The 23,308-nt window shown below is 75.2% G+C and carries 19 protein-coding genes; 11 read left to right on the forward strand and 8 right to left on the reverse strand.

Annotated elements, in window-relative coordinates; genetic code table 11:
• Nucleotides 1–47: 47 nt before the first annotated feature.
• Nucleotides 48–1,595: a M20/M25/M40 family metallo-hydrolase gene (locus CUD01_RS04585; RefSeq protein ID WP_141319105.1), complete on the reverse strand. Its 1,548-nt coding sequence runs from the start codon at nt 1,593–1,595 to the stop codon at nt 48–50.
• 181 nt (nt 1,596–1,776) lie between these two features.
• Here CUD01_RS04585 and CUD01_RS04590 point away from each other — a divergent pair, with 181 nt between their 5' ends.
• The gene (locus CUD01_RS04590; protein WP_141319107.1) at nt 1,777–3,861 is read left to right on the forward strand and encodes a M3 family metallopeptidase; all 2,085 of its coding nucleotides are present in this window, start codon (nt 1,777–1,779) and stop codon (nt 3,859–3,861) included.
• A gap of 22 nt (nt 3,862–3,883) precedes the next feature.
• On the forward strand, nt 3,884–5,221 hold the full coding sequence (locus CUD01_RS04595; protein ID WP_141319109.1) for a M20/M25/M40 family metallo-hydrolase: 1,338 nt from the start codon (nt 3,884–3,886) through the stop codon (nt 5,219–5,221).
• A gap of 27 nt (nt 5,222–5,248) precedes the next feature.
• Here the strand turns inward: CUD01_RS04595 and CUD01_RS04600 are convergent, their stop codons facing one another.
• Nucleotides 5,249–5,482: a DUF5703 family protein gene (locus CUD01_RS04600; RefSeq protein WP_094179931.1), complete on the reverse strand. Its 234-nt coding sequence runs from the start codon at nt 5,480–5,482 to the stop codon at nt 5,249–5,251.
• Nucleotides 5,483–5,646: 164 nt separating this feature from the next.
• Between CUD01_RS04600 and CUD01_RS04605 the strand changes: the two genes are divergently transcribed.
• Complete coding sequence (locus CUD01_RS04605; RefSeq protein WP_141319111.1) at nt 5,647–5,997, forward strand: primosomal protein; 351 nt, start codon at nt 5,647–5,649, stop codon at nt 5,995–5,997.
• 22 nt (nt 5,998–6,019) lie between these two features.
• Here the strand turns inward: CUD01_RS04605 and CUD01_RS04610 are convergent, their stop codons facing one another.
• The gene (locus tag CUD01_RS04610) at nt 6,020–6,991 is read right to left on the reverse strand and encodes an aldo/keto reductase (RefSeq protein ID WP_094179933.1); all 972 of its coding nucleotides are present in this window, start codon (nt 6,989–6,991) and stop codon (nt 6,020–6,022) included.
• 79 nt (nt 6,992–7,070) lie between these two features.
• Between CUD01_RS04610 and CUD01_RS04615 the strand changes: the two genes are divergently transcribed.
• Nucleotides 7,071–7,964 (forward strand): undecaprenyl-diphosphate phosphatase, encoded by an 894-nt coding sequence (locus CUD01_RS04615; protein WP_141319161.1) that lies wholly within the window; start codon nt 7,071–7,073, stop codon nt 7,962–7,964.
• A gap of 6 nt (nt 7,965–7,970) precedes the next feature.
• On the opposite strand, the gene CUD01_RS04620 is transcribed toward CUD01_RS04615, so the two are convergent.
• Nucleotides 7,971–9,020, reverse strand: a complete 1,050-nt coding sequence (locus CUD01_RS04620; protein ID WP_141319113.1) for a CorA family divalent cation transporter — start codon at nt 9,018–9,020, stop codon at nt 7,971–7,973.
• Between the two features lie 70 nt (nt 9,021–9,090).
• Here CUD01_RS04620 and mshC point away from each other — a divergent pair, with 70 nt between their 5' ends.
• The gene (mshC, locus tag CUD01_RS04625; RefSeq protein ID WP_141319115.1) at nt 9,091–10,350 is read left to right on the forward strand and encodes a cysteine--1-D-myo-inosityl 2-amino-2-deoxy-alpha-D-glucopyranoside ligase; all 1,260 of its coding nucleotides are present in this window, start codon (nt 9,091–9,093) and stop codon (nt 10,348–10,350) included.
• A gap of 52 nt (nt 10,351–10,402) precedes the next feature.
• On the opposite strand, the gene CUD01_RS04630 is transcribed toward mshC, so the two are convergent.
• Together CUD01_RS04630 and CUD01_RS04635 are read right to left on the reverse strand one after the other, a co-directional pair.
• Complete coding sequence (locus CUD01_RS04630; protein WP_141319117.1) at nt 10,403–11,257, reverse strand: PAC2 family protein; 855 nt, start codon at nt 11,255–11,257, stop codon at nt 10,403–10,405.
• A gap of 82 nt (nt 11,258–11,339) precedes the next feature.
• Nucleotides 11,340–11,624 (reverse strand): hypothetical protein, encoded by a 285-nt coding sequence (locus CUD01_RS04635; RefSeq protein ID WP_141319119.1) that lies wholly within the window; start codon nt 11,622–11,624, stop codon nt 11,340–11,342.
• 156 nt (nt 11,625–11,780) lie between these two features.
• On the opposite strand from CUD01_RS04635, the gene CUD01_RS04640 reads away from it, so the two are divergent.
• On the forward strand, nt 11,781–12,503 hold the full coding sequence (locus CUD01_RS04640; protein ID WP_244937654.1) for an HAD family hydrolase: 723 nt from the start codon (nt 11,781–11,783) through the stop codon (nt 12,501–12,503).
• Between the two features lie 24 nt (nt 12,504–12,527).
• Here CUD01_RS04640 and CUD01_RS04645 read toward each other — a convergent pair whose 3' ends face one another.
• The gene (locus CUD01_RS04645) at nt 12,528–13,490 is read right to left on the reverse strand and encodes a RecB family exonuclease (RefSeq protein WP_141319121.1); all 963 of its coding nucleotides are present in this window, start codon (nt 13,488–13,490) and stop codon (nt 12,528–12,530) included.
• An 81-nt stretch (nt 13,491–13,571) separates the two neighbouring features.
• Here CUD01_RS04645 and CUD01_RS04650 point away from each other — a divergent pair, with 81 nt between their 5' ends.
• The 4 genes from CUD01_RS04650 (at nt 13,572) to dop (ending at nt 19,256) form a co-directional block, all read left to right on the forward strand.
• Nucleotides 13,572–14,708, forward strand: coding sequence for a site-2 protease family protein (locus tag CUD01_RS04650; protein ID WP_141319123.1), 1,137 nt, complete (start codon nt 13,572–13,574; stop codon nt 14,706–14,708).
• A 45-nt stretch (nt 14,709–14,753) separates the two neighbouring features.
• A complete protein-coding gene (locus CUD01_RS04655) occupies nt 14,754–15,785 on the forward strand; it encodes a tRNA (adenine-N1)-methyltransferase (RefSeq protein ID WP_141319125.1) in 1,032 nt (343 codons plus the stop codon).
• Between the two features lie 139 nt (nt 15,786–15,924).
• Entirely contained in the window at nt 15,925–17,559 is a 1,635-nt protein-coding gene (gene arc / locus CUD01_RS04660) for a proteasome ATPase (protein WP_141319127.1), read from the forward strand.
• An 89-nt stretch (nt 17,560–17,648) separates the two neighbouring features.
• Nucleotides 17,649–19,256, forward strand: a complete 1,608-nt coding sequence (gene dop, locus CUD01_RS04665) for a depupylase/deamidase Dop (protein ID WP_141319129.1) — start codon at nt 17,649–17,651, stop codon at nt 19,254–19,256.
• A gap of 18 nt (nt 19,257–19,274) precedes the next feature.
• On the opposite strand, the gene CUD01_RS04670 is transcribed toward dop, so the two are convergent.
• Nucleotides 19,275–22,988, reverse strand: coding sequence for an SCO7613 C-terminal domain-containing membrane protein (locus tag CUD01_RS04670; RefSeq protein WP_141319131.1), 3,714 nt, complete (start codon nt 22,986–22,988; stop codon nt 19,275–19,277).
• Between the two features lie 125 nt (nt 22,989–23,113).
• On the opposite strand from CUD01_RS04670, the gene CUD01_RS04675 reads away from it, so the two are divergent.
• Entirely contained in the window at nt 23,114–23,305 is a 192-nt protein-coding gene (locus CUD01_RS04675; RefSeq protein ID WP_094179941.1) for a ubiquitin-like protein Pup, read from the forward strand.
• Nucleotides 23,306–23,308: the final 3 nt, after the last annotated feature.

Consider the following 23,308-nt stretch of genomic DNA (forward strand, 5'->3'; position numbering starts at 1 on the left):
GACCGCGTCCGACCCCGCCCGAGCCCCGCCCGAGCCCAAGCAGTGCGTCAGGACGCGCGCTCGAGCGTCCGGTGCTCCCCGGCCGGGTGGTGCCCGTGGCGCTTGCCGGGCTTGCCCGGACCGTGGTGACCGGGCTTGCCCGGGCCCTTCACCCCGTTGATCGCGGACGTGTCCTGCGCGAGGCTCGCGGTCGCGTACGCGACCGCCGGCGCCATGATCCCGATGGCCGCACGACTCACGTTCGACAGGTCGTCGTCGGCCGTGTGGTAGTTCGGGTCGTGGCGGATCCCGGCGGTGCCGCCGAACAGCGCGGCCTCCGCGTCCGTCTTGATGTCGTCGGCACCCGTGAAGAGCCCGGACGCGGGCACGCCGTTGACGATGAACGCCTGGTAGTCCGAGCGCCCGGAGAACTCGGTGTCGACCCACGGCTGCCCGATGCCGTCGAAGTAGCCGGTCAGCACCGCCTCGGTCTGCGCGGAGCCTTCCGGGACGTCGACCGGGGCCGGGTAGGTCGACTCGTCGGCGTCGTAGACGCCGACGACGTAGTTCGGCGAGCCGACCATGTCGAAGTTCAGGTACGTCGCGATGCGGTCGAGCTCGCCCGGCTTCGTCGCGAGCTCGTCGACGTACGCCGTCGACCCGATCAGCCCGAGCTCCTCGGCGCCCCACCACGCGAAGCGGACCGTGTTGTGGTGCTTCTTCTGCTTGGCGAGCTGCACCGCGACCTCGAGGAGCACAGCCGACCCGGAGCCGTTGTCGTTGATGCCCGGCCCCTCCTCGACGCCGTCGAGGTGCGCGCCGAGCATCACGACGTTGTCGTCGCGACCCGTCCTGGTCTCCGCGAGGACGTTGAAGCTCGTTCGCTCCTCCTCGTGGAACCGCGTGTCGAGCGTGAGCATCACGTCGCCCTCGGTGACCGCCGCGACGACCGCGAGACCGTCCGCCATGCCCATGCCCGCGACGGGGATCTGCACCAGACCCTCCTCACCGAGCGTGCCGAAGAGCATCTCCTCGACGTTGTTGTAGACGACCAGGCCGACCGCGCCGGCGGCCTGTGCGGTGACGGCCTTCTGGGCGAACGGGCAGCTGCCGCGGCTGACGACCGCGATCGCGCCGACGGTCGCGACGTCGCCCCATGCCTCGGGCGTGCACCCGGTCGGGTCGACGGGCACCGCCGCACGCGCGCGCACGCCGCCGTCGGGGCTGTTCGGGGCGTACTGCATCTGGTCGACCTCGTAGGTCCCGCCCGGCTCGAGCGTGAGGCTCGCGGCGTCGACGACCTCGAGGCCGAACGTGAACGGGTCCCGGTGCGTGCGGTAGCCCGCGCGCTGCAGCGTGCGCTCGACGTACCGCGCGCTCGCCTCGTAGCCGTCGGTGAGCGCCGCCCGGTTGCCGTCGTGGCGGTCGGCGATGCGCTGGAGCTCCTGGAGGTGCCGCCACACCCCGCGGGTCGTGACCTGCTGCGCGAACCGGTCGGGGTCCAGCCGGTGACCGCCGCGGTCGTGCGCGGAGGCCGGTGGTGCGAGAAGTGCGCTCGTGCCGACCACGAGCGCGACCAGGGTGCCCGCGAGGGCTGAGGTACGTCGTCCTGCCACGATGGTGTCCCTTCGTCGCGAGGACGGCGGCCGGTCGACCGCCGTCGGTGTCGCCCGAACGGGTGACACCGAGCCCCACGGTGGCCGATCCTGCCCGACTTGTCACGACATCCGCAGACGTGCGCGCCCGTGCGTCCCGTGCTCGGGCGCGCACGGGGCGGCGTGGGTGATGATGCGGGGCATGAAGCGTGAGCCGCTCGACCCCGAGAACCCGTTCGCCGTCCCGTCGCCCCTGCCGTACGGGCTGCCCGACTACTCCCGCATCCGGACCGAGCACTACCGCCCTGCGGTCGAGTACGCCATGGCCGAGCACCGCGCGCAGGTCGAGATGGTCGCCTCGGACCCGAGCGGACCCACGGTCGAGAACACGCTCGTCGCGCTCGAGCGGGCGGGACGCACCCTGCACCGCGTCCTGACCGCGTTCTACAACCAGTCGAGCGCGGACTCCTCGCCCGAGCTCGACGCGCTCGAGGAGGAGCTCGCCCCACGGCTCGCCGCGCACCGCGACGCGATCCACCTCGACCAGCGGCTGTTCGCGCGGCTCGAGGCGCTCGTCGCGCAGGTCGAGGCGGGCACGCTCACGGTCGAGCCCGATACGGCGTGGCTGCTCGAGCGCACGCACACCGCGTTCGTGCGCGCGGGCGTCCGCCTCGACGCGGCGGCGCAGGAGCGCCTGCGCGCGCTCAACGCCCGGATCACGACGCTCGAGACCGTGTTCGGCCGCGAGGTGCTCGCCGCGACGAACGCCGCGGCCGTGCTCGTCACCGACGAGGCCGAGCTCGACGGCCTGCCCGACGACGCCCGCGCGGCGGCCGCGCGCTCCGCACGCGAGCGGGGCCACGAGTCCGGGTGGCTGCTCGAGCTCCAGCTGCCCACGGCCCAGCCGCAGCTGGTCACCCTGCGCGACCGTGGCCTGCGCGAGCGGCTGCACCGCGCCTCGTCGTCCCGCGGGCTGGCCGGTGAGCACGACACGCGCGCGACGCTGCTGGAGCTCGCCCGGCTGCGCGCCGAGCGTGCGCAGCTGCTCGGCTACCCGCACCACGCCGCGTACGTCGCGGCCGACGCGACGGCGCGCTCCGCCGAGGCGGTGGGGGACATCCTCGGGCGCCTCGCACCGGCGGCCGTCGCGAACGCGCGCCGTGAGGCCGAGGAGCTGACCGCGGCGCTGCACGAGGACCACCCGGGCGCGACGCTGCAGCCCTGGGACTGGGCGTACTACGCCGAGCGGGTCCGCTCGCGCGCCCGGTCGCTGGACGAGACCGCGCTGCGCCCCTACCTGGAGCTCGACCGCGTGCTGCACCAGGGCGTGTTCCGCGCCGCGACCGCGCTGTACGGGCTGACGTTCACCGAGCGCACCGACCTCGTCGGGTACCACCCCGACGTGCGGGTCTTCGAGGTGCACGACGTCGACGGCTCGGGGCTCGGCCTGTTCCTCGCGGACTACTGGACGCGCGAGTCGAAGCGGGGCGGCGCGTGGATGAACAACCTCGTCGACCAGTCGACGCTGCTGGGCGAGCCGCCGGTCGTCGTCAACAACCTCAACATCCCCCAGCCGCCCGACGGCCGGCCGACGCTGCTCGCGTGGGACGAGGTCATCACGATGTTCCACGAGTTCGGGCACGCGCTGCACGGCCTGCTCTCGGCCGTGCGCTACCCGTCGCAGTCCGGCACCGAGGTGCCGCGCGACTTCGTCGAGTACCCGTCGCAGGTCAACGAGATCTGGGCGTGGGAGCCGCAGGTGCTGCAGGCCTTCGCGGTGCACCACGAGACGGGCGAGCCCCTGCCGTCCGCGTGGGTCGAGACGCTGCTCGCGGGTCGCCAGGACGGTGAGGGGTTCAAGACGACCGAGTACCTCGCGGCCGCGCTGCTCGACCAGGCGTGGTACCGCCTCGCGCCCGACGAGGTCCCGACCGACCCCGAGCAGGTCGAGGCGTTCGAGGCGGCCGCGCTCGAGCGTGCGGGCGTGGCGTTCGCACCCGTGCCGCCCCGCTACCGCAGCGCGTACTTCAACCACGTCTTCTCGAGCGGCTACTCCGCCGGCTACTACTCGTACATCTGGTCCGAGGTGCTCGACGCCGACACCGTCGAGTGGTTCCGCGAGAACGGCGGCCTGCGCCGTGAGAACGGCGACGTCTTCCGTGCCCGGCTGCTCGCGCGCGGCGGCTCGATCGACCCGATGGCGGCGTTCCGTGACCTGCGCGGACGCGACCCGCAGATCACCCCGCTGCTCGAGCGCCGCGGCCTGTCCGCCGCGGCGGGCGCGTGAGCCGCGCGGGTACGGTGGGCGGGTGCCCAGCCAGCCTGCTCCGACGTCCTCGACCCTGACGGCCGCCGACGAGGTCGTCGACATCTGCCGCGAGCTCATCCGGTTCGACACGTCGAACTACGGGGACGGGTCGGGGCCGGGGGAGCGGGCGGCAGCGGAGTACACCGCGACGCTGCTGAGCGACGTCGGCATCGAGCCGGAGGTGTTCGAGAGCGCACCCGGCCGCACGTCGCTCGTCGCGCGGATCGAGGGCGTCGACCGCTCGCGGCCCGCGCTCGTCGTGCACGGCCACCTCGACGTGGTGCCCGCGCGCGCGGAGGACTGGAGCGTGCACCCGTTCGCGGGGCACGTGGACGGGGACCTGCTGTGGGGGCGCGGCGCGGTCGACATGAAGGACATGGACGCGATGGTCCTGTCGGTCGTGCGGCAGATGGCTCGCGAGGGCCGCAGGCCCGCGCGCGACGTGGTACTCGCGATGTTCGCCGACGAGGAGGCCGGCGGCACGTACGGCGCACGGTGGGCCGTGGACCACCGCCCCGAGCTGTTCGAGGGCGCGTCCGAGGCCATCAGCGAGGTCGGCGGGTTCTCGGTCACGGTCGGCGACCGCCGGGCCTACCTGGTGCAGACCGCGGAGAAGGGCCTCGCGTGGCTGCGGCTCGTCGCGGAGGGCCGGGCCGGGCACGGCAGCCAGGTCACGCCCGACAACGCCGTCACGCACGTCGCCGAGGCCGTCGCGCGGATCGGGCGGCACGCCTGGCCGCTCGACCTGACGCCCACGGTGCGGGCGCTGCTCGAGGGTGTCGCGGACCTCACCGGCCTGCCGTTCGACCCGGACGACGAGGCGGGCGTCGACGCGCTCGTCGCGGCTCTCGGACCCGCGAGCCGGTTCGTCGGCGCGACGTTGCGGCACACGTCGAACCCGACGCAGCTGACCGCCGGGTACAAGGCGAACGTCGTGCCCGGCCGTGCGGAGGCGGCGGTCGACACGCGGTTCCTGCCCGGCCGCGAGGACGAGTTCTGGGCGACGCTCACCGAGCTCGCCGGGCCGCACGTGCGCGTCGAGAAGATCCACCACGACGTCGCGCTGGAGGCGCCCACGTCGGGTCCGCTCGTCGACGCGATGACGCAGGCGCTGGTCGCGGAGGACCCCGGTGCCGTGGTGCTGCCCTACACGCTGTCGGGCGGCACCGACAACAAGTCGCTGTCCCGGCTCGGGATCACCGGCTACGGGTTCGCGCCGCTTCGTCTGCCGGCGGACCTCGACTTCGCCGGGATGTTCCACGGTGTCGACGAGCGCGTGTCGATCGACGCGCTGCGGTTCGGCACGCGCGTCCTGGACCGCCTGCTCGCCACCTGCTGACACGCCGTCCCGCGTGCCGCGGGCGGCTCAGTCGAGCGTGCTGCGCACGCGCAGGATCTTGCGGCGCAGCCAGACGCGCCGCTCACCACCCTCGTAGAGCACCGTGCGGGCCAGCTCCCAGCGGCCGTACTCGGCCTGCTCGGTGAGCAGCTGACGGGCCTCGTTGCGGCTCGTGCTGCGCGGCAGCGTGATCACGCGGTACTCGTACTGACCGCCCTGAGCGACCCAGTCCCGGCGCCGCGCACGCGTCCCGACCGTCATCCGTCACCTCGTCCCCTGTCGTGGCTGTCGTCGGACGTGCGGCCATTGTGCCCCCTGCGTCGCCGCGATCCACGCACGTGGAGAGATGCGTCACAACCGGTGGGGCGCGGCACCGGGTCCTGCTGCCCTGCCGGGCGACGCGTTGCGGCGGTAGCGTTCGGAGCATGACCGTCGACCCCCGTGCCGCGCTGGACCGATTCATCGCCGCGCTCGAGGCGCACTACAACGCCGTCGTCGCGCGCAAGGGCGAGGACGACCCCGCGGTCGACGACGCCTACGACGTCCTGGCCGACGCGTTCGAGGTGTACGACGACGCGCTCGGCACGATCCACGGGGAGGCCACGCCGTTCTACCTCGCCGAGGAGGAGGACGACGAGGACGAGTACGACGACGACGCGGATGACGACGACGACGACACCGACGACGTCGACGCGGACTTCGACGACGCGGACGACGCGGAGGGTGGCTTCGACGACGAGTACGACGACGAGACCGAGGTCGAGCCCGCCCGCTGACGGCGGACCGTCGGGCGCGGGGTCAGAACCGCTCGGGGTACCCGACCGTCGGCGCGGAGACGTCGTCGAGCGCCTGCTCGATCTCGTCGGGCAGCTCGAGGTCGAGCGACGACAGCGCGCCACGCAGCTGCGCGGACGTGCGCGCCCCGACGACGGCGGCCGCCACACCCTCGCGGCGCGCGAGCCACGCGAGCGCGACCTCGAGTGGCTGGCGCTGCAGCCCGCTCGCGGCGGTGACGACCGCGTCGACCACCGCCGACGCGGAGCCGGTCAGGTACGGACGCACGAAGCCCGCGAGGTGCGGCGACGCCGCGCGTGAGTCCGCCGGGACCGTGCGGCGGTACTTGCCGGTGAGCACGCCGCGGCCCAGCGGGGACCACGCGAGCACGCCGGCCCCGAGCGCCCGCGCCGCCGGCAGCACCTCGCGCTCGATGCCCCGCTCCAGGAGCGAGTACTCCATCTCGACCGCCGCGAGCCCGACGTGGTCGCGCACGTCGTCGAGCAGGCCCGCGAGCCGCGCGACCTGCCAGCCGGGGTGGTTGGCGACCCCCACGTAGCGCGCGCGGCCCGAGAGCACGGCCTGGCGCAGCGCGGACGCGGTCTCCTCCAGCGGCGTGCGCGGGTCCGGCGTCTGCACGAGGAACAGGTCCACGTGGTCGGTACGCAGCCGCGCGAGCGACGCGTCCAGGGACGCGAGCAGGCCGCCGCGGGACGCGTCGACCGTCGGCCCGTCGGCCGTGCGCCGGACGCCCGCCTTGGTGCACAGCACCAGGTCCTCGCGCGGGACGACCGCACCGACCAACGAACCGAGGAGCTCCTCGGCGCCGCCGTCCGCGTACGACGCGGACGTGTCGACGAGCGAGCCGCCCGCGGCCACGAGGTCGCGCAGCAGCTCGGCCGCCTCGTGCTCGTCGGTGTCCCGGCTCCACGTCATCGTGCCCAGGCCGATCCGCGACACGCGCAGGCCCGTCCGGCCCACGTGACGATGCTCCATGGTGCGCCACCCTAGCCCGGCGACCTGCGCGGTGAGGCAGTCGCTCGTCGGGGAGATATCGTGGCGGCCCGTGGCAGAGATCAGCGGGTTCGACGCAATCATCCTGGGTCTGGTGCAAGGGCTCACCGAGTTCCTGCCGGTCTCCTCCAGCGCGCACCTGCGCATCGTGGGTGAGCTGATGGGCGGCGACCCCGGTGCCGCGTTCACCGCGATCACCCAGCTCGGCACCGAGACCGCCGTGCTGCTGTACTTCCGGCACGACATCAAGCGGATCGTGCTCGCCTGGTGGTACGCGCTGCGCGGGCGCTACGGGACGGACCTGCGCTCCCGGCTCGGCGCGCCGCAGGGGCAGGTGCCGGACCACGACGCGCTGATGGCCTGGTTCATCGCGGCCGGGTCGGTGCCGATCGTCGTGCTCGGCTTGCTGTTCCAGGACTCGATCGAGCACACGTTCCGCAACCTGTGGCTCGTCGTCGTGACGCTCGCGGTCTTCGCCCTCGTGCTCGGCTGGGCCGACAAGGTCGGACGGCACTCACGGCCGCTGGAGGAGCTCACCGTGCGCGACGCGGTGAAGTTCGGCTTCTGGCAGGCGCTCGCCCTCGTCCCCGGCGTGTCGCGCTCGGGCGGCACCATCACGGGTGGGCTGCTCATGGGGTACACCCGCGAGGCGGCCGCGCGGTACTCGTTCCTGCTCGCGATCCCCGCGGTGTTCGGCTCGGGCCTCTACCAGCTCGCCAAGTCCGTCGACGACTTCGGCACGGCCGGGACGCCGGGGTTCGGTGCCACGCTGCTGGCGACCCTCGTCGCGTTCGTCGTGGGGTACCTCGTGATCATCGCGTTCCTCAAGATCGTCTCGACGTTCAGCTACCGGCCGTTCGTCTACTACCGCCTGGGCCTGGCCGCGCTCGTCGTCGTGCTGCTGCTCACCGGCGCGGTCGACGCGATGCCGGCCGCGGACGTGACCGCGGGCTGAGCGGGCTCACAGCCAGCCGGAACGCCGGAACGCGCGGTACAGCAGCCCGCACGCGGTAGCCATGACCGTCAGCGCGAACGGGTAGCCGAAGCGCCAGTCCAGCTCCGGCATGTACCGGAAGTTCATGCCGTAGATCCCGGCGACGAGGGTCGGCACCGTGATCATCGCCGCCCACGCGGAGATCTTGCGCATGTCCTCGTTCTGCCGCACCGACACGGTGCTCAGGTGGACGGAGAGCATCGCGTCGAGCAGCCCGTCGTGCGCGGCCAGGTGCGCGTCCACACGGTCGGACCGCTCGCGCACCCGGCGCAGCCACGCGCTCGTCGCCTCGAGGTCCCGCACCGGCCGGTCCGCGGCACGGGCCTCCTGCGCCTCGGCCTCGAGCTCGGGCAGCGCGCTCGTCATCGGGCCCAGCGCGCGGCGCGCCTCGGCGATCTCCCGCTTGAGCCCGTACACCGCTCCCAACGACCCCTCGTCGGAGTCGGCCGTCCGGGACCGGTCGGGTGTCTCGACGACGAGCTGCTCGAGCTGGGCGACCGCGTCACCGAGCCCGGCCTCCACGTCCGCCGCGCGGGTCACGAGCGTCAGGAGGATGGCGGCGAGCACCTGCCGGGTGCCCGTGTCCGGCACCGGCAGCCCGCCGCACAGCTTGTGCGCCGCGGCCCCGAGCACGCCCGCCTCGCCCTGCTCCCACGCCACCACGACCCCGTCCGTGACGACGCACGTGAGCGCTCCGGTGCGCACGTCGCGGGACGCGTCCACGTACGTGACGGTGGGGAGCGTCAGCAGGATCTCGCCCGCGTTCGACCGGTTCACGTGGCCCCGCACGTGCCGACCGGAGTCGTCGAGCGGGCCCGTCGGGCTGGGCCGCAGGTCGGTCAGCGGGTGCTCGTCGAGCATCCGCAGACCCTGCTCGCTCAGCCCGCCGCGACGGGCCTCGTCGCGCAGCGCGGCGCCGTCGGGCACGACGACCCAGGTGAGACCTGCCGCCGGTGCCTCGGGCACCGCTCGCCACCCGCGCTCGTCGCCGGTGTAGACCTGTCGCTCGCCGCTCACGGGCCGATTGTGTCGCGGACCGCACCGCGGCGCTGCGCAGCGGGCGCGTCGGCCCCGTTAGGCTGCGCTGGTGCTCACCTGGCCGGCCCCGCAGATCCCCGAGCTCCCCGGCCACGGCGGCCCCGTACGCGTGCGCGACTCGTCCTCGGGCGAGCTCGTCGTGGCGGCGCCCGGCGAGGACGCGTCGCTGTACGTGTGCGGCATCACGCCGTACGACGCCACGCACCTCGGCCACGCGGCCACGTACGTCGCGTTCGACGTGCTCGGCCGCGCGTGGCGCGACGAGGGCAAGCGCGTGCGGTACGCGTCGAACGTCACCGACGTCGACGACCCGCTCCTCGAGCGCGCGGCCGCGACGGGCGTCGACTGGCGCGCTCTCGCCGACGACCAGGTGGCCCTGTACCGCGAGGACATGACAGCGCTCGGCGTCGTCCCGCCCGACGCGTGGGCGGGCGTCGTCGAGACGATCCCCCCGATCGTCGAGGCGGTCGAGAAGCTCGTCGCGGACGGCGCCGCGTACCGCGTGCCGGCCCCGGACGCGCCCGGCGAGGACGTGTACGCCGACCTGGCGTCCGACGAGCGCTTCGGCACCGTCGCGCACCTGGACGCGGCCACGATGCGCGCGCAGTTCGCCGAGCGCGGGGGAGACCCCGACCGGACCGGCAAGCGTGCGCCGCTCGACCCCCTGCTGTGGCGCGCGGCGCGCGCGGGCGAACCCTCGTGGGACGGCGGGTCGCTCGGCGCGGGCCGGCCCGGCTGGCACATCGAGTGCGCGGTCATCGCGGGGCAGGCGCTCGGCGGCTCGTTCGACGTCGAGGGCGGCGGCTCGGACCTGCTGTTCCCGCACCACGAGATGAGCACCTCGCACCTGCGCCTGCTCGAGGGCGGCACCGGCGGCTGCGTCCACGTGCACGCGGGGATGGTCGGCCTCGACGGCGAGAAGATGAGCAAGTCCCGCGGGAACCTCGTGCTCGTCTCCGCGCTGCGGGCCCGCGGCGTGGACCCGATGGCGATCCGGCTCGCGATCCTCGCGCACCGCTACCGCGACGACTGGGACTGGACCGAGGCGGGCCTCGTCGCCGCGCAGGAGCGGCTCGCCCGCTGGCGCCATGCGATGTCCGGCAACGGCGGTGTGGACGCGGCGCCCGTGCTCGACGCCGTGCGCGCGGCGGTGGCCGACGACCTCGACACCCCGCGCGCGCTGGCCGTGGTGGACGCCTGGGCCGCGCAGACGCTCGCCGGCTCCCGGGACGGGGGCGTGGGGTTCGTCGAAGGCGCCCCGGGCGTCGTCGCACGCACCGTCGACGCCCTGCTCGGCGTGCGCCTGTAGCGACCTGCCCCGCCACCCGACCGGGCCTGCCGGGCGCGACCCGACCGTCGGGTCAGGCGCTGCCCGTGCCCTTGTCGCGGCGGCGCAGGTAGCGCTCGAACTCCTCGGCGATCGCGTCGCCCGACGCCTCGGGCAGGTCGACCGTGTCCTTGGCCTCCTCGAGCTGACGGACGTACTCGCCGATCTCGCCGTCCTCGCCCGCGAGCTCGTCGACCCCGGCCTGCCACGCGGCGGCCTCGTCGGGCAGGTCACCCATCTCGATCGGCTCGCCCAGCACCTCCTCGAGCCGGCGCAGGAGCGCGAGCGTCGCCTTCGGCGACGGCGGGTGCGCGACGTAGTGCGGCACCGCCGCCCACAACGACATCGCGGCCAGACCCCGGGCACCCGCCTCGTGCTGCAGCACCCCGACGATCCCGGTCGGCCCCTCGTACGTGCTCGCCTCGACGCCGAGCAGGTCCCGCACGCCGCGGTCCTCCGACGTCGCGGTCACCGGGATGGGGCGGCTGTGCGGCACGTCGGCCAGGAGCGCACCGACGGTCACGACGGTGTCCACCTCGAGCGTCGCGGCGATGTCGAGCAGCTCGTGGCAGTACCGGCGCCACCGCATCGACGGCTCGATGCCGTGCACGAGCACCACGCGTCGGCCCGAGCGGGGCGCGGTCGCCACGACCACCGCCGTCGTCGGCCACGTGATCTCGCGCGTGCCGTCGTCCCGCAGCGCGACGTGCGGGCGGTTGACCTGGAAGTCGTGGTACTCCTCCGGGTCGAGCTCGTCGACGTGCTCCGCGTGCCACGCGTCGTGCAGGTGCTCCAACGCGTGCGTCGCGGCGCCGCCCGCGTCGTTCCAGCCCTCGAAGGCGGCGAGCAGGACCGTGCGGTCCGCGGGCAGCTCGTGGGAGTCGCTCATCCTTCCAGCGTAGGCCGCGCCGCCCCGGCGGCACGTCCGGCGTACCGCCGGACGGGTGATGCGGGCGCGACCGAGCGCCGGGTCAGCGGCGGCGGCTGCCGGCGATCACGGGTCCCGAGAACAGCGCGATCCCGAGCATGAAGCCGAAGTCGTACCAGTTGCCGTCGTTGTCGACCTCGTAGATCGACACCGTGTCGGTGAACAACGACACGATGAACGTCACCGGCAGGATCATCCCGTGCCACAGGCCCCACCAGAAGTTCGCCCCGCTCGGGCTCTGCCCGGTGTTGGCACCCGCGGCGCACGCACCCACCAGCAGCAGCACCCCTACGGCGACGACCAGCGCCGCTCCCGTTCGTCGGGTCATGGCACCCACCTCCCTGCCCAGTGAACCGCGCGCGAGGCCCCGCGTCGAGGGACCCCGTCGTCGCGCCGGCACGACACGCGGATAGGGTCGGCCACGACGACCGCGAGCCACCCGGACCGTTCGACCTGCTCGCGCCCGCACCCCCATGGAGACGACGTGACCACGCCGCGCACGACCACGCCCGCCGACCCGAGCACGTCCGGGTCGCGCCCGCTGCCGGCGGCCGTGCTGTGGGACATGGACGGCACGCTCATCGACACCGAGCCGCTGTGGATGGCAGCGGAGATCGAGCTCACGTCACGGTTCGGCGTCCCGTGGACGGCGCAGGACGCCACCGAGCTCGTCGGCTCCGCGATGGTGCACTCCGCGGGCGTGCTGCGGGCGCGCGGCGTGGACCTGCCCGTCCCGACGATCGTCGACGAGCTGACCGCGTCCGTGGCGCGCGGCGTCGCGCGGCAGGTCCCGTGGCAGCCCGGCGCGCGCGACGCACTCCAGACGCTGCGTGCCGCCGGCGTCCCGCTCGCGCTCGTCACGTCGTCGTACCGCCCGCTCGCGGACCCGTTCGCGGTCGCGGCCGGCGTGTTCGACGTCGTCGTCGCGGGCGACGACGTGACCCGTCCCAAGCCGGACCCGGAGCCCTACCTCGCGGCGGCGCGCGCGCTCGGCGTCCCCGTCGAGCGGTGCGTCGCGGTCGAGGACTCGCGCTCGGGCATCGCGTCCGCGCTCGCCTCCGGGGCGCGCACCCTCGCGGTCGACGGCGTGCAGCACGTCGCCGACCGCCCCGGCCTGAGCCGCATCCGGTCCCTGCGCGACCTCACGCTGGACGTGCTGCGCGACCTCGCCGCGGGTGCCGTGCTGGAGGTCCCGCCGACCCGCTGACCGCCGGGACGGACGCGACGCGGGTCAGCCGGCCACCTCGGGGGCCACCGCATGCGGCCGCACGCCGGTGGCGCGCTCGACGGCGTCCGGGTCGACCAGCGGGGGAGTGCCGCCGTACTCGGGGCAGTGCGCACGGAACGAGCACCAGTCGCACAGCCGCGAGCGGCGCGTGCGCCAGTCGCCCGCCGCGGCGGCTTCCTGGATGCCCGCCCAGATGGAACGGATGCGGGCCTCGAACGTCAGCATCTCTGGCTCGGTCGGCTCGTGCTGCAGCATCGTCCCGTCGCCCAGGTACTCGAGCTGCAGACGCTTGGGCAGCACCCCGCGCGTGCGCCACAGGACGTACGCGTAGAACCGCATCTGGAACAGCGCCGAGCTCTCGTACCCGGCGCGGGGCGACTTCCCCGTCTTGTAGTCGACGACGCGCACCCAGCCGTTGGGGGCGACGTCGACCCGGTCGACGATGCCGCGCAGCTGCGGCCCGTCCTCGAGGTCGGTGACCACGTACAGCTCACGCTCGGCCGGCTCGAGGCGGCGCGGGTCCTCGAGCGTGAAGTACGTCGCCAGCAGGGCACGGGCGGACTCGAGCCAGCCGGCGAGAGCACCGTCGTCGGCGAACAGCTCGGCCACCTCGGGTGTGCGCTCACGCAGCAGCGCCCACTGCTCGGGCAGGAGCCCGTGCGCGGCCTCCAGCGTGCGGTCCACGGCGGGCAGGCCGAAGAGGTTCTCCAGCACCGCGTGCACGAGCGTGCCGCGCGCGGCAGCGCTGCTGGGCGGCTCGGGCAGACGGTCCACCACACGGAACCGGAACAGCAGCGGGCACTGCAGGAAGTCGCCCGCACGTGACGGCGACAGGCCCGGTCGCGTCGCGGGGCGCGCGGCGGGCGCCTCGTCGGCCGGGGCGGGCGCGGACGGGGCGAGCGACGGCGGGGCGAGCGACGGCGGGGCGGGCGCGGGCGGGGCGAGCGCGGACGGAGCAGATGTCACCCGGCCAGGCTAGGTCGTGGCGCCGACAGGGCCGCACGACGCGCGGGCGGACGGCGCGCCCGGTCCGCCTAGGCTGGTGCGGTGAGCACCCCCGCACCGCCTCGTCGCACCACCCAGGGCTGGGTCATCGGGCACGTCGCGGGCGCACCCGTGATCCTCGCGCCGAGCTGGCTGCTCGCGGTCGCCGTGCTGACGGCGCTGTCGGTGCCCGCCGCCCGCGCCCTGACGGGGCTCGACGGGTCCGCGGTCTGGGTCGTCGCTCTCGCGTTCGTCGTGCTGCTTTTCGTCTCGGTGTTCCTGCATGAGGTCGCGCACGGGCTCGTGGCGCGCGCCCGGGGGCAGCAGCCGCACGAGTTCGTCCTCACGCTCTGGGGCGGGCACACCGCGTTCGGCGGCGCCGCCCCGACACCCGCGACCAACGCGCTCGTCGCGATCGTCGGGCCCGCCGTGAACCTCGCCCTGGGCGCGCTGTTCGGCGTCCTGCTGGTGCTGGACGTCGCGCCGCGCGGCACGGTGGTGTGGGCGCTGCTGTGGTCGGGCGCGGTGACCAACGGGTTCGTCGGGCTGTTCAACCTGCTGCCGGGGCTGCCGCTGGACGGCGGCCGGGTGCTCGAGGCGGTCGTCTGGGCCGTGACCGGCAGCCGGTACACCGGGACGGTCGCGGCCGGCTGGGTGGGCCGGCTCGTCGCGGCGGGCGTGGTCGTGTGGGCCCTGTGGGTGCCCGTGAGCGGCGGCGGGGGCGACGTGCTCGACGTCATGTGGGCCGTCCTCATCGGCGCGTTCCTGTGGGCGGGCGCGTCGGGCGCGATCCGTGGCGCGCGGGCCCAGCGCAACGTCGAGGGCGTGACCGTCGAGTCCGTCGGGCACCGCGCCGTGACCGTGGGCCACGCCGACTCGCTCGCGCACGCGGGCTCGGTGGCGGCGGCCGCCGGCGTGGCCGACGTCGTCGTCCTCGCGCCCGACGGCCGCCCCGCGGCGTACGTGGACCGCGCCGCGGCCGCGAGCGTGCCGCCGCAGGCCGCGGGCACGACACCGGTGACCGCGGTGAGCGTCCCGCTCCCCGTCGGCGCGACGGTCGACGGCACGCTCGTCGGGCAGGAGCTCCTGCGGGACCTCGCGCGCGCCACGCGGCTGTCGCCCGTCGTCGTCGCGCTCGTCGACGGCCGCGTCACCAGCCTGCTGCACGCGAACGAGGTCGTCGCCGCGATCCGTGCGTGACGTGACGTCCCGCAGCGCGACCCCGCGCACCTAGACTCGACCGCCGTGACCACGACCCCCGCGCCCTCCGCCCCCGCCCCTCGGCCGACGGGTGCCGACCTGCGCCGCGGGCCGTTCCGCACCGGCGACCGCGTACAGCTCACCGACCCGCGCGGCCGGCTGCACACCATCACGCTCGCGCCGGACGCGACGTTCCACACCCACAAGGGCTACTTCCGGCACGACGAGCTGATCGGCAGCCCCGAGGGCTCGGTCGTCGTGAGCAGCGGCGGGGTCGAGTACCTCGCCCTGCGCCCGCTGCTCGCGGACCACGTGCTCTCGATGCCGCGTGGCGCCGCGGTGGTCTACCCCAAGGACGCGGGGCAGATCGTCACGATGGCGGACATCTACCCGGGTGCGACGGTCGTCGAGGCCGGCGTCGGCTCGGGCGCCCTGACGATGTCGCTGCTGCGCGCCGTCGGGGACGGCGGTTCGCTGCACTCGATCGAGCGCCGCGAGGACTTCGCGGACATCGCTCGCGGCAACGTCGAAGGGTTCTTCGGCGGGCCGCACCCCGCCTGGCAGCTGTCGATCGGGGACCTCGCGGACGTCCTGCCGCAGGTCGCGGAGCCCGGCAGCGTCGACCGTGTCGTGCTCGACATGCTCGCCCCGTGGGAGAACCTGGCGGCCGTCGCGGACGCGCTCGCGCCCGGTGGCGTGCTCGTCTGCTACGTCGCGACGACGACGCAGCTGTCGCGGCTCGCGGAGGACGTGCGCGCCGACGGGCGCTACACCGAGCCGTCGGCGTGGGAGTCGATGGTGCGCGGGTGGCACCTCGAGGGCCTCGCGGTGCGTCCCGAGCACCGCATGATCGGGCACACCGGATTCCTGCTCACGACGCGCCGGCTCGCCGACGGTGTGGACGCGCCCCTGCGCAAGCGCCGCCCGGCCAAGGGCTCCTACCCGGTCGCGGAGGACGGTGCGCCCGTCGAGGACCCCGCGCTCTGGACGCCCGACGCGCTCGGCGAGCGCGAGACCTCGGCGAAGAAGGTGCGGCGCGCCCAGCGCGACGCGCACCCCGAGCGCCCTCGCCCCTGACGGCGCGTCCCGCTCGGTGTCGGTTACGTCACGGGATGCGGACACGGCCGCATTCGGCCTGCCACGGGCACAGACTGGTGGTTAGGGTGGCGACCCCACGGCAGGTACGCCAGCCGAGGCACGACGCGAGGAGGCCGACATGACCGAACCGGCACCGACGGGACGAGACCTGCAGCGCGAGCTCGCGCTGCTGGCGGCCAAGAACGAGCGTCTCTCGGACGCCCTTCTGGCCGCGCGCGAGCAGATCGTCGAGCTCAAGCGTCAGGTGGACGACCTCGCCAAGCCCCCGGGCACGTACGCCGTGTTCCTCGGCGCGCGCCGGGACGGCTCGGTCGACGTGATCTCCGCCGGGCGCAAGATGCACGTGGGCGCGAGCCCCGCGGTCGACCTCACGCGGCTGCGGCCCGGCCAGGAGGTCATGCTCAACGAGGCGCTCACCGTCGTCGAGGCGGGCGGGTACGAGAACGTGGGCGAGATCGTCACGGTCAAGGAGCTGCTCGGCCAGGGGCGCGCGCTCGTCGTGGGGCGTGGTGACGAGGAGCGCGTGGTGCGCTTCGCCGGGCAGGTGTCCGACGCGGGCGTGCGCGTGGGCGACGCGCTGACGATCGACTCGCGCAGCGGGTTCGTGTTCGAGGTGATCCCGCGGGCCGAGGTCGAGGAGCTCGTCCTCGAGGAGGTCCCGGACATCGAGTACGAGGACATCGGAGGGCTCGGGCCGCAGATCGAGGCGATCAAGGACGCCGTGGAGCTGCCGTTCCTGCACCCCGAGCTGTTCCGCGAGCACGGCCTGCGTCCGCCCAAGGGCGTGCTGCTGTACGGCCCCCCGGGGTGCGGCAAGACGCTCATCGCGAAGGCCGTCGCGCACTCGCTGGCCGCGACGGCGGCGCGGGCTCGCGGCGAGGAGGGGCAGGAGGCGAAGAGCTACTTCCTGAACGTCAAGGGTCCCGAGCTGCTGAACAAGTACGTCGGCGAGACCGAGCGGCACATCCGCCTGATCTTCGCCCGCGCCCGCGAGAAGGCGTCGCAGGGGCACCCGGTCGTCGTGTTCTTCGACGAGATGGAGTCGCTGTTCCGCACGCGCGGCACGGGTGTGTCGTCCGACGTGGAGACGACGATCGTGCCGCAGCTGCTCGCCGAGATCGACGGGGTCGAGCGGCTGGAGAACGTCATCGTCATCGGCGCCTCGAACCGCGAGGACATGATCGACCCCGCGATCCTGCGGCCGGGCCGCCTGGACGTGAAGATCAAGATCGAGCGGCCGGACGCGGAGGGCGCCAAGGAGATCTTCTCCAAGTACCTGACGCCCGACCTGCCGATCCACCCCGAGGACCTGGCCGAGCACGGCGACTCCAAGGCGGCCGCGGTCGAGGCGATGGTCGCGCGCGTCGTCGAGCGCATGTACTCCGAGTCCGACGAGAACCGGTTCCTCGAGGTCACGTACGCCTCGGGCGACAAGGAGGTCCTGTACTTCAAGGACTTCAACTCGGGCGCGATGATCCAGAACGTCGTGGACCGCGCCAAGAAGCAGGCGATCAAGGACCTGCTCGCGACGGGCCAGCGGGGGATCCGGGTCGAGCACCTCCTGGCGGCGTGCGTCGACGAGTTCAAGGAGAACGAGGACCTGCCGAACACGACGAACCCCGACGACTGGGCACGCATCTCCGGCAAGAAGGGCGAGCGCATCGTCTTCATCCGGACGATCGTGCAGGGCAAGAAGGGCACCGACGGCTCGCGCACGATCGAGACGGTCACCAGCACGGGGCAGTACCTCTAGTCGAGCGGGTCTCGCACGGCGCCCGGCCGGGCGGCCCGGTCCGCGGACCAGGTCGTCCGGCCGGCGCGCGCCGTCCTAGGGTGGGCGGCGTGACCGTGCGCCGCGTGATGGGGATCGAGACCGAGTACGGCGTGCTGCAGCCGGGCAAGCCCATGGCCAACCCGATGCTCCTGTCGAGCCACGTCGTCGCGGTGCACGCCGCGGCGCGCGGGGCCGGCCGCACCAAGGCGCGCTGGGACTACGACGACGAGGACCCGCTCATGGACGCGCGCGGGTTCCACCTGCAGCGCGCCGCGGCGCACCCCTCGCTGCTCACGGACGACCCGGCGCGTCCGGCGCCGTCGGGGGACGGGCCCCAGGAGCTCGAACGGCCCGAGGTCGAGGAGTACGAGGACCCGGGCGCGGCGAACGTCATCCTCTCGAACGGCGCCCGCCTGTACGTCGACCACGCGCACCCCGAGTACTCCTCGCCCGAGGTCACCAACCCGCGCGACGCGGTCGTGTGGGACCGCGCGGGCGAGCAGGTCATGCTCGCGTCGGTGCGCGCGCTCGCGTCGGTCCCGGCACTGCCCGACGTCGCGCTGTACAAGAACAACGTCGACGGCAAGGGCGCGACGTACGGCACGCACGAGAACTACCTCGTCGACCGCGCGGTGCCGTTCGTGGACCTCGCGGCGCGCCTCATCCCGTTCTTCGTGACCCGGCAGGTGTTCACCGGGGCGGGCCGCGTCGGCATCGGGCAGCGGGGCGAGCGCGCGGGCTTCCAGCTGTCGCAGCGCGCGGACTACGTCGAGGCCGAGATCGGCCTGGAGACGACGCTGCGCCGCCCGATCGTCAACACGCGCGACGAGCCGCACGCGGACCCGACGCGTTGGCGTCGCCTGCACGTGATCGTCGGGGACGCGACGATGCTCGAGGCCGCGACGTACGTGCGGCTGGGCACGACGTCGCTGGTGCTGTGGCTGGTCGAGCGCGCGGTCGCCGAGGGCGGCGCGGGCGGGGCGCTCGCCGCGGTCGACCGGCTGGCGCTGCGGGACCCGGTCGCGGCGGTGCACCAGGTCAGCCACGACACGACGCTGACCGCGCGCGTCGAGCTCGCGGACGGACGCCGGCTCACCGCGCTCGAGGTGCAGCGCGAGTACCTCGGTGCGGTGCGCACCGCGCTCGACCACGTGGGCGCACCGCTCGACGACGACACGCGTGACGTGCTGACGCGCTGGGAGTCGCTGCTCGACCGGCTCAGGACGGACCCGTCGTCGTGCGCGCGCGAGGTCGAGTGGCTGGCCAAGCTGCGGCTGCTCGAGGGCATGCGTCGGCGCGAGGACCTGCCCTGGGACCACCCGCGGCTCGCCGCGGTCGACCTGCAGTGGTCCGACGTGCGCCCCGAGCGCGGGCTGTACCACCGGCTGCGCGCGGCGGGCGCGGTCGAGGTGCTGGTGACGCCGCAGGAGGTCGAGCGTGCGGTCGCGCACGCGCCGACGGACACGCGCGCGTTCTTCCGCGGCGAGGCGGTCGCGCGGTACGGCGACCAGGTCTCGGCCGCGTCCTGGGACTCCGTCGTGTTCGACGTGCCGGGTGCGGCGACGCTCCAGCGGGTCCCGATGCGCGACCCGCTGCGCGGCACGCAGGCGCACGTGGGCGCGCTGCTCGACGCGAGCCCGGACGCGGCGTCGCTGCTGGCGGCCCTCGGCGCCTGAACGCCGCGTCGCGGTCGGTCAGCGCAGGCGGGCCACGTAGCGTGTCGCCTCGCGCGCGTCGCGCAGCCGTCGCTCGTACGTCACGCCCACGACCGTGAGCGCGACGCCCCCGACGAACAGCAGCGGCCACCAGCCGACGTGCGACACGACGGACGCGCCCGCGGCGACGAGCTGCAGCGCGACCTCGGCCGCGAGCACGACGCCACCGACCACGAGGGGCGCCTGCAGCCGCCGGCTCGCGCCGAGCAGCACGGCGGTGACCCCGCCGAGGACGACGACACCCCACCGCCACGGGGCGGGGGCCACCTGCAGACCGACGAGCGCGGGCGCCAGGACGAGCGCGCACGGGCCGCCGAGCGCGGGCCAGGACCGCGCTCGCTCGTCGTGCGCGAGCCACGTGCCGCCGACGCAGCCCGCGAGCAGCCCCCCGACCGCGAGGACGCCGTCGACGGGCAGCGGCCCCGCGCCGGCCACGCCGGCGAGGGTGGCGAGCCCGAGCAGCGTGAGTCCCTGCGCGGTCGCGACGGCACGTCCCCGGCGGACGCCGACGAGCGCGAGCGCGGTGCCGAGCACCGCGACCACCACCAGGCGCAGGACCGCGACCGGCGTCACCGCGTCGGCCAGGGCCGTGGCGGCGACGACCAGGCTCGGCCAGGTCGCGACGAGGACGGTGGCCCACGCACCGGCGAGCACGGCGGGACGCGGTGCGCCCGCGCGGTGCCCCGCGAGCGCCGCGAGGCCGAGCGCGAGCGCCGCGCCGAGGCCCCAGACCTCCGCGTCCCCGCCCTCGACCAGCGCCGTGGCGGCGCGTCGCACAGGCCCGAGCACGACGAGCAGCGCGACGCAGCCCGCGAGCGTGCGCGCCGCGGTGCGTGCACCCGTGGCGCCGCGCGCGAGGTGGCACGCGAGCGCGGCGACGCCCGCGAGCGCGACCGTCAGCCACCCGGTGCGGTCCAGGCGCACGGACCCCACGACCACGGGGTCCAGCACGAGCGCGGGCGGCAGCCCGACCAGCAGCACGCCGGCGCCGAGGAGTGCGGCGCCCGAGTGCCTGACGTCGCCGGGACGCGTCGGCGTCTGCCGCTGCGCGCGCCGCAGCCGGCGGGCTCCCACGCCGACGAGCACGAGGCCCAGCGGCGCGGCGTAGGCCTCGGGGACGCCGACCTCGCGCGCCACGAGGCCGGTCCAGGACGCGACCACGGCCAGTCCCAGCGCCCACCACCGCAGCGGACGCCGGTCGGGTGCGAGGGCGACGACACCGGCCGTCGCGGCGAGGAGCGCGAGCTCGAGCGTGACGACGCCCCGGGTCGGTGCCGAGAGCAGGGCGAGCACCGCGACCACCGCGCCGCTGACCTCGACCGCCAGGCGGAAGCCGATCCGCTCACCGTCCAGCGCCCGCGCGGCGAGCGCCCCGGCGCACGCGAGCACGCACACGACGAGCGAGGTCGTGCCGCGGCCGGGCGTGCCTGCGGCGAGGTGCGCGGAGACCACCGCGGCGGACGCCGCGGGCAGGACGAGCGTCGCGGCGGCGACCCGGGGCAGCGCACCGACCCGGCCGCGGCCCAGCGCGGCGAGGGCGAGCGCCTGCACCGCGGCGACCGCGGGCAGGACGACGAACGGGGCGCGCGCGCCCTCGTCGGCCCAGGACGCGAACGCGGCGAGCCAGGTGAGTCCCTGGACGGTCGCCGCGACGGGGAGCAGCGCCGTGCGGTGGGGGCGCGGGACGGCACGCAGCAGCACGAGGGTCACGACGACCACGCCCAGGAGGGTCGCCGCGACGAGCGCCGCGTCGCGAGGGTCGGCCCCGCCGAGTCGCAGGGCGGTCGCGGCGGCTCCCGTCGCGAGCAGGGCTGTGACGCACGAGACCGCGGCGCGTACGACGCGTCCGCCGGCCCGCGCGACCACGGTGACGACGACCGCCGAGGTGAGCAGGGCGACGAGGAGCGCGGCCAGCCCGGCGTCGCGCTCGCCGGACGTCCCCGCACCCGCGGCACCGGGCAGCGCCGCGACGAGCGCCGCGGACGCCGCGACCACGGCGAGCGTGCGCGTGTGGGTGCGCCAGGGGCGCGGCAGCGGGACGACGAGCGCGACGAGAGCGAGGGCGACGAAACCACCGACCGCGCTCTGGACGTCGTCGGCGAGCAGCGCGACACCCTCGAGCGCCGCCACGCACGTCAGTGCGGCCGCGACGTGCCGCAGCGGGCGTGAGATCCGCACGCCGAGCGCGGCGGCGAGCAGCACCGTGCTCAGCATCGTCACCGCGGCGGACGCGACGGAGCCGTCGGTGAACCGCGCGGGGTCGAGCACGGCCGCCGTGGCCGCGACCGCGAGCACGCCGCACTCCGGCACGGCCAGCACACCCGCGGTCACCGCGGCCGCGACCGCGGCGACGGTCGCCGTCGGGGCGACCCGGGCCGCCGTGGTGCCGGTACCGGGCGCGGGCCGCTCGGCAGGTCCCCGCACGGCCGACGGCAGGACGTCCGCTCGCAGCACGGCCACCGCCAGGGCGGCCACGGCGCCGACGGCCGCAGCGGCCGGTGCCGACCACACGACCACCGACCCCGAGACCGCGGGGGCGGCGACCGCGGCCGAGAGCGCCGCGAGCGCGCCCGAGGCGCCGGCCCAGGCACGTGCCGGGGTGCCGCGGGTCAGGACGGCCTGCGCGGCGAGCGCGACGAGGCACGCGAGCACGAGTGCGGTGACCAGCGCGCCACCCGCGGCGCCACCGCCGTGCGCGGCGGACCGCAGCGCGACCAGCTGGACGACGGCGAGCAGCGAGGCGAGCGCGACGGCGGCACCCGAGAGCACGCGACGCTCGGCGACGCGCGCCCGGACCGTCGGCAGGTGTCGCGCGGACGTGAGCGCGAACGCCAGCAGCAGCGCGCCGAGCGCCCCCGCGGCCGTGCGGGAGGCCGCGGCGAGCGGCAGGGGAGCGGACGGCACGAGGAGCGCCGCGGCGACGGTCGCGCTGCGCAGGTCGGCGCGCGCGCCGTAGACCGCGAGCACGGCGCCGCACGCGAGCAGCCCGAGCCCGCCGACGAGCCACCCGGGAGCCGCACCGAGCAGTCCCGTGGCCCACAGCGCCCACACGTCGAGCGTGAGCAGCGCCGAACCGAGGGCGCCGACCGCCTCGGCCGAGACCCGCAGCCCGCGTCGGCGCAGCACGACCGCGAGGGTCAGGACACCCGCGGTGCCGAGCGCGACGACGCCCGCACGTGCGGCGAGGGTCAGCAGGTCCCAGGTGAACACGAGGAACACGAGGCTCGCGACCGCGAGCAGCGCCGCACCGAGCGTGACCAGCACGGTCTGCACGGGCCATGCGGCGCGCGTCGGCCGCGGCGGGTGGGCGGGCGGCGCGGGTCGAGCTGCAGGGGACGGCGGTGGGGGCGGCGGAGGGGGAACCGTGCGGGGGCCGTCCGGGACGCGGTACGGCTCGCCCGGGCTCGGCACGGGGTCGTGGACGCGCGCCTCGACCGCGGCGCCGGTGGGCACCGCGCCGGCGCGTCGCACGCCGTCGACCACGGTGCGCTGATGGGCGAGCGCCGCGGCGGCCGCTCGGGACGCCTCCCACACGGCCGCGCCGGCCGCGCCCGCGAGGTCGAGACCGCACCCCGGGCACCTGGCTCCCGCGAGGCCGGTCCCGCACCCGGGGCAGCGGGACGGGTCGAGCAGCAGGTGGCGAGCCTGCGCGAGCACGTCGTCACGCGGTCGGGGCACGGGCGGGTGGGTCATGGAGGGCATCATGACAGCAGTCGTCGGCGCCGGGCGCGTCTCGCGCACGCGTCACCCGGGGCAGTCGCCTCCGGCTTGGGCCTAGGGTGGGCGCAGGAGCACCAAGCGACGCCGAGGAGGTCCTCATGGCAGGTCAGGAGCGGATCAACCCGCGCCGGGACGACGACGAGCCGGTCGACGACGCGCCCGAGCCGGTCGCACCCGCCGCGCAGGGCCGGGACGCCGAGGTCGACGCGCTGCTCGACGAGATCGACGACGTGCTCGAGCAGAACGCGGAGCAGTTCGTGCGGGGCTTCGTCCAGAAGGGTGGTCAGTGAACG

Origin of the sequence: Cellulomonas uda, assembly GCF_006538705.1 — a bacterium.
GTDB lineage: Bacteria > Actinomycetota > Actinomycetes > Actinomycetales > Cellulomonadaceae > Cellulomonas > Cellulomonas uda.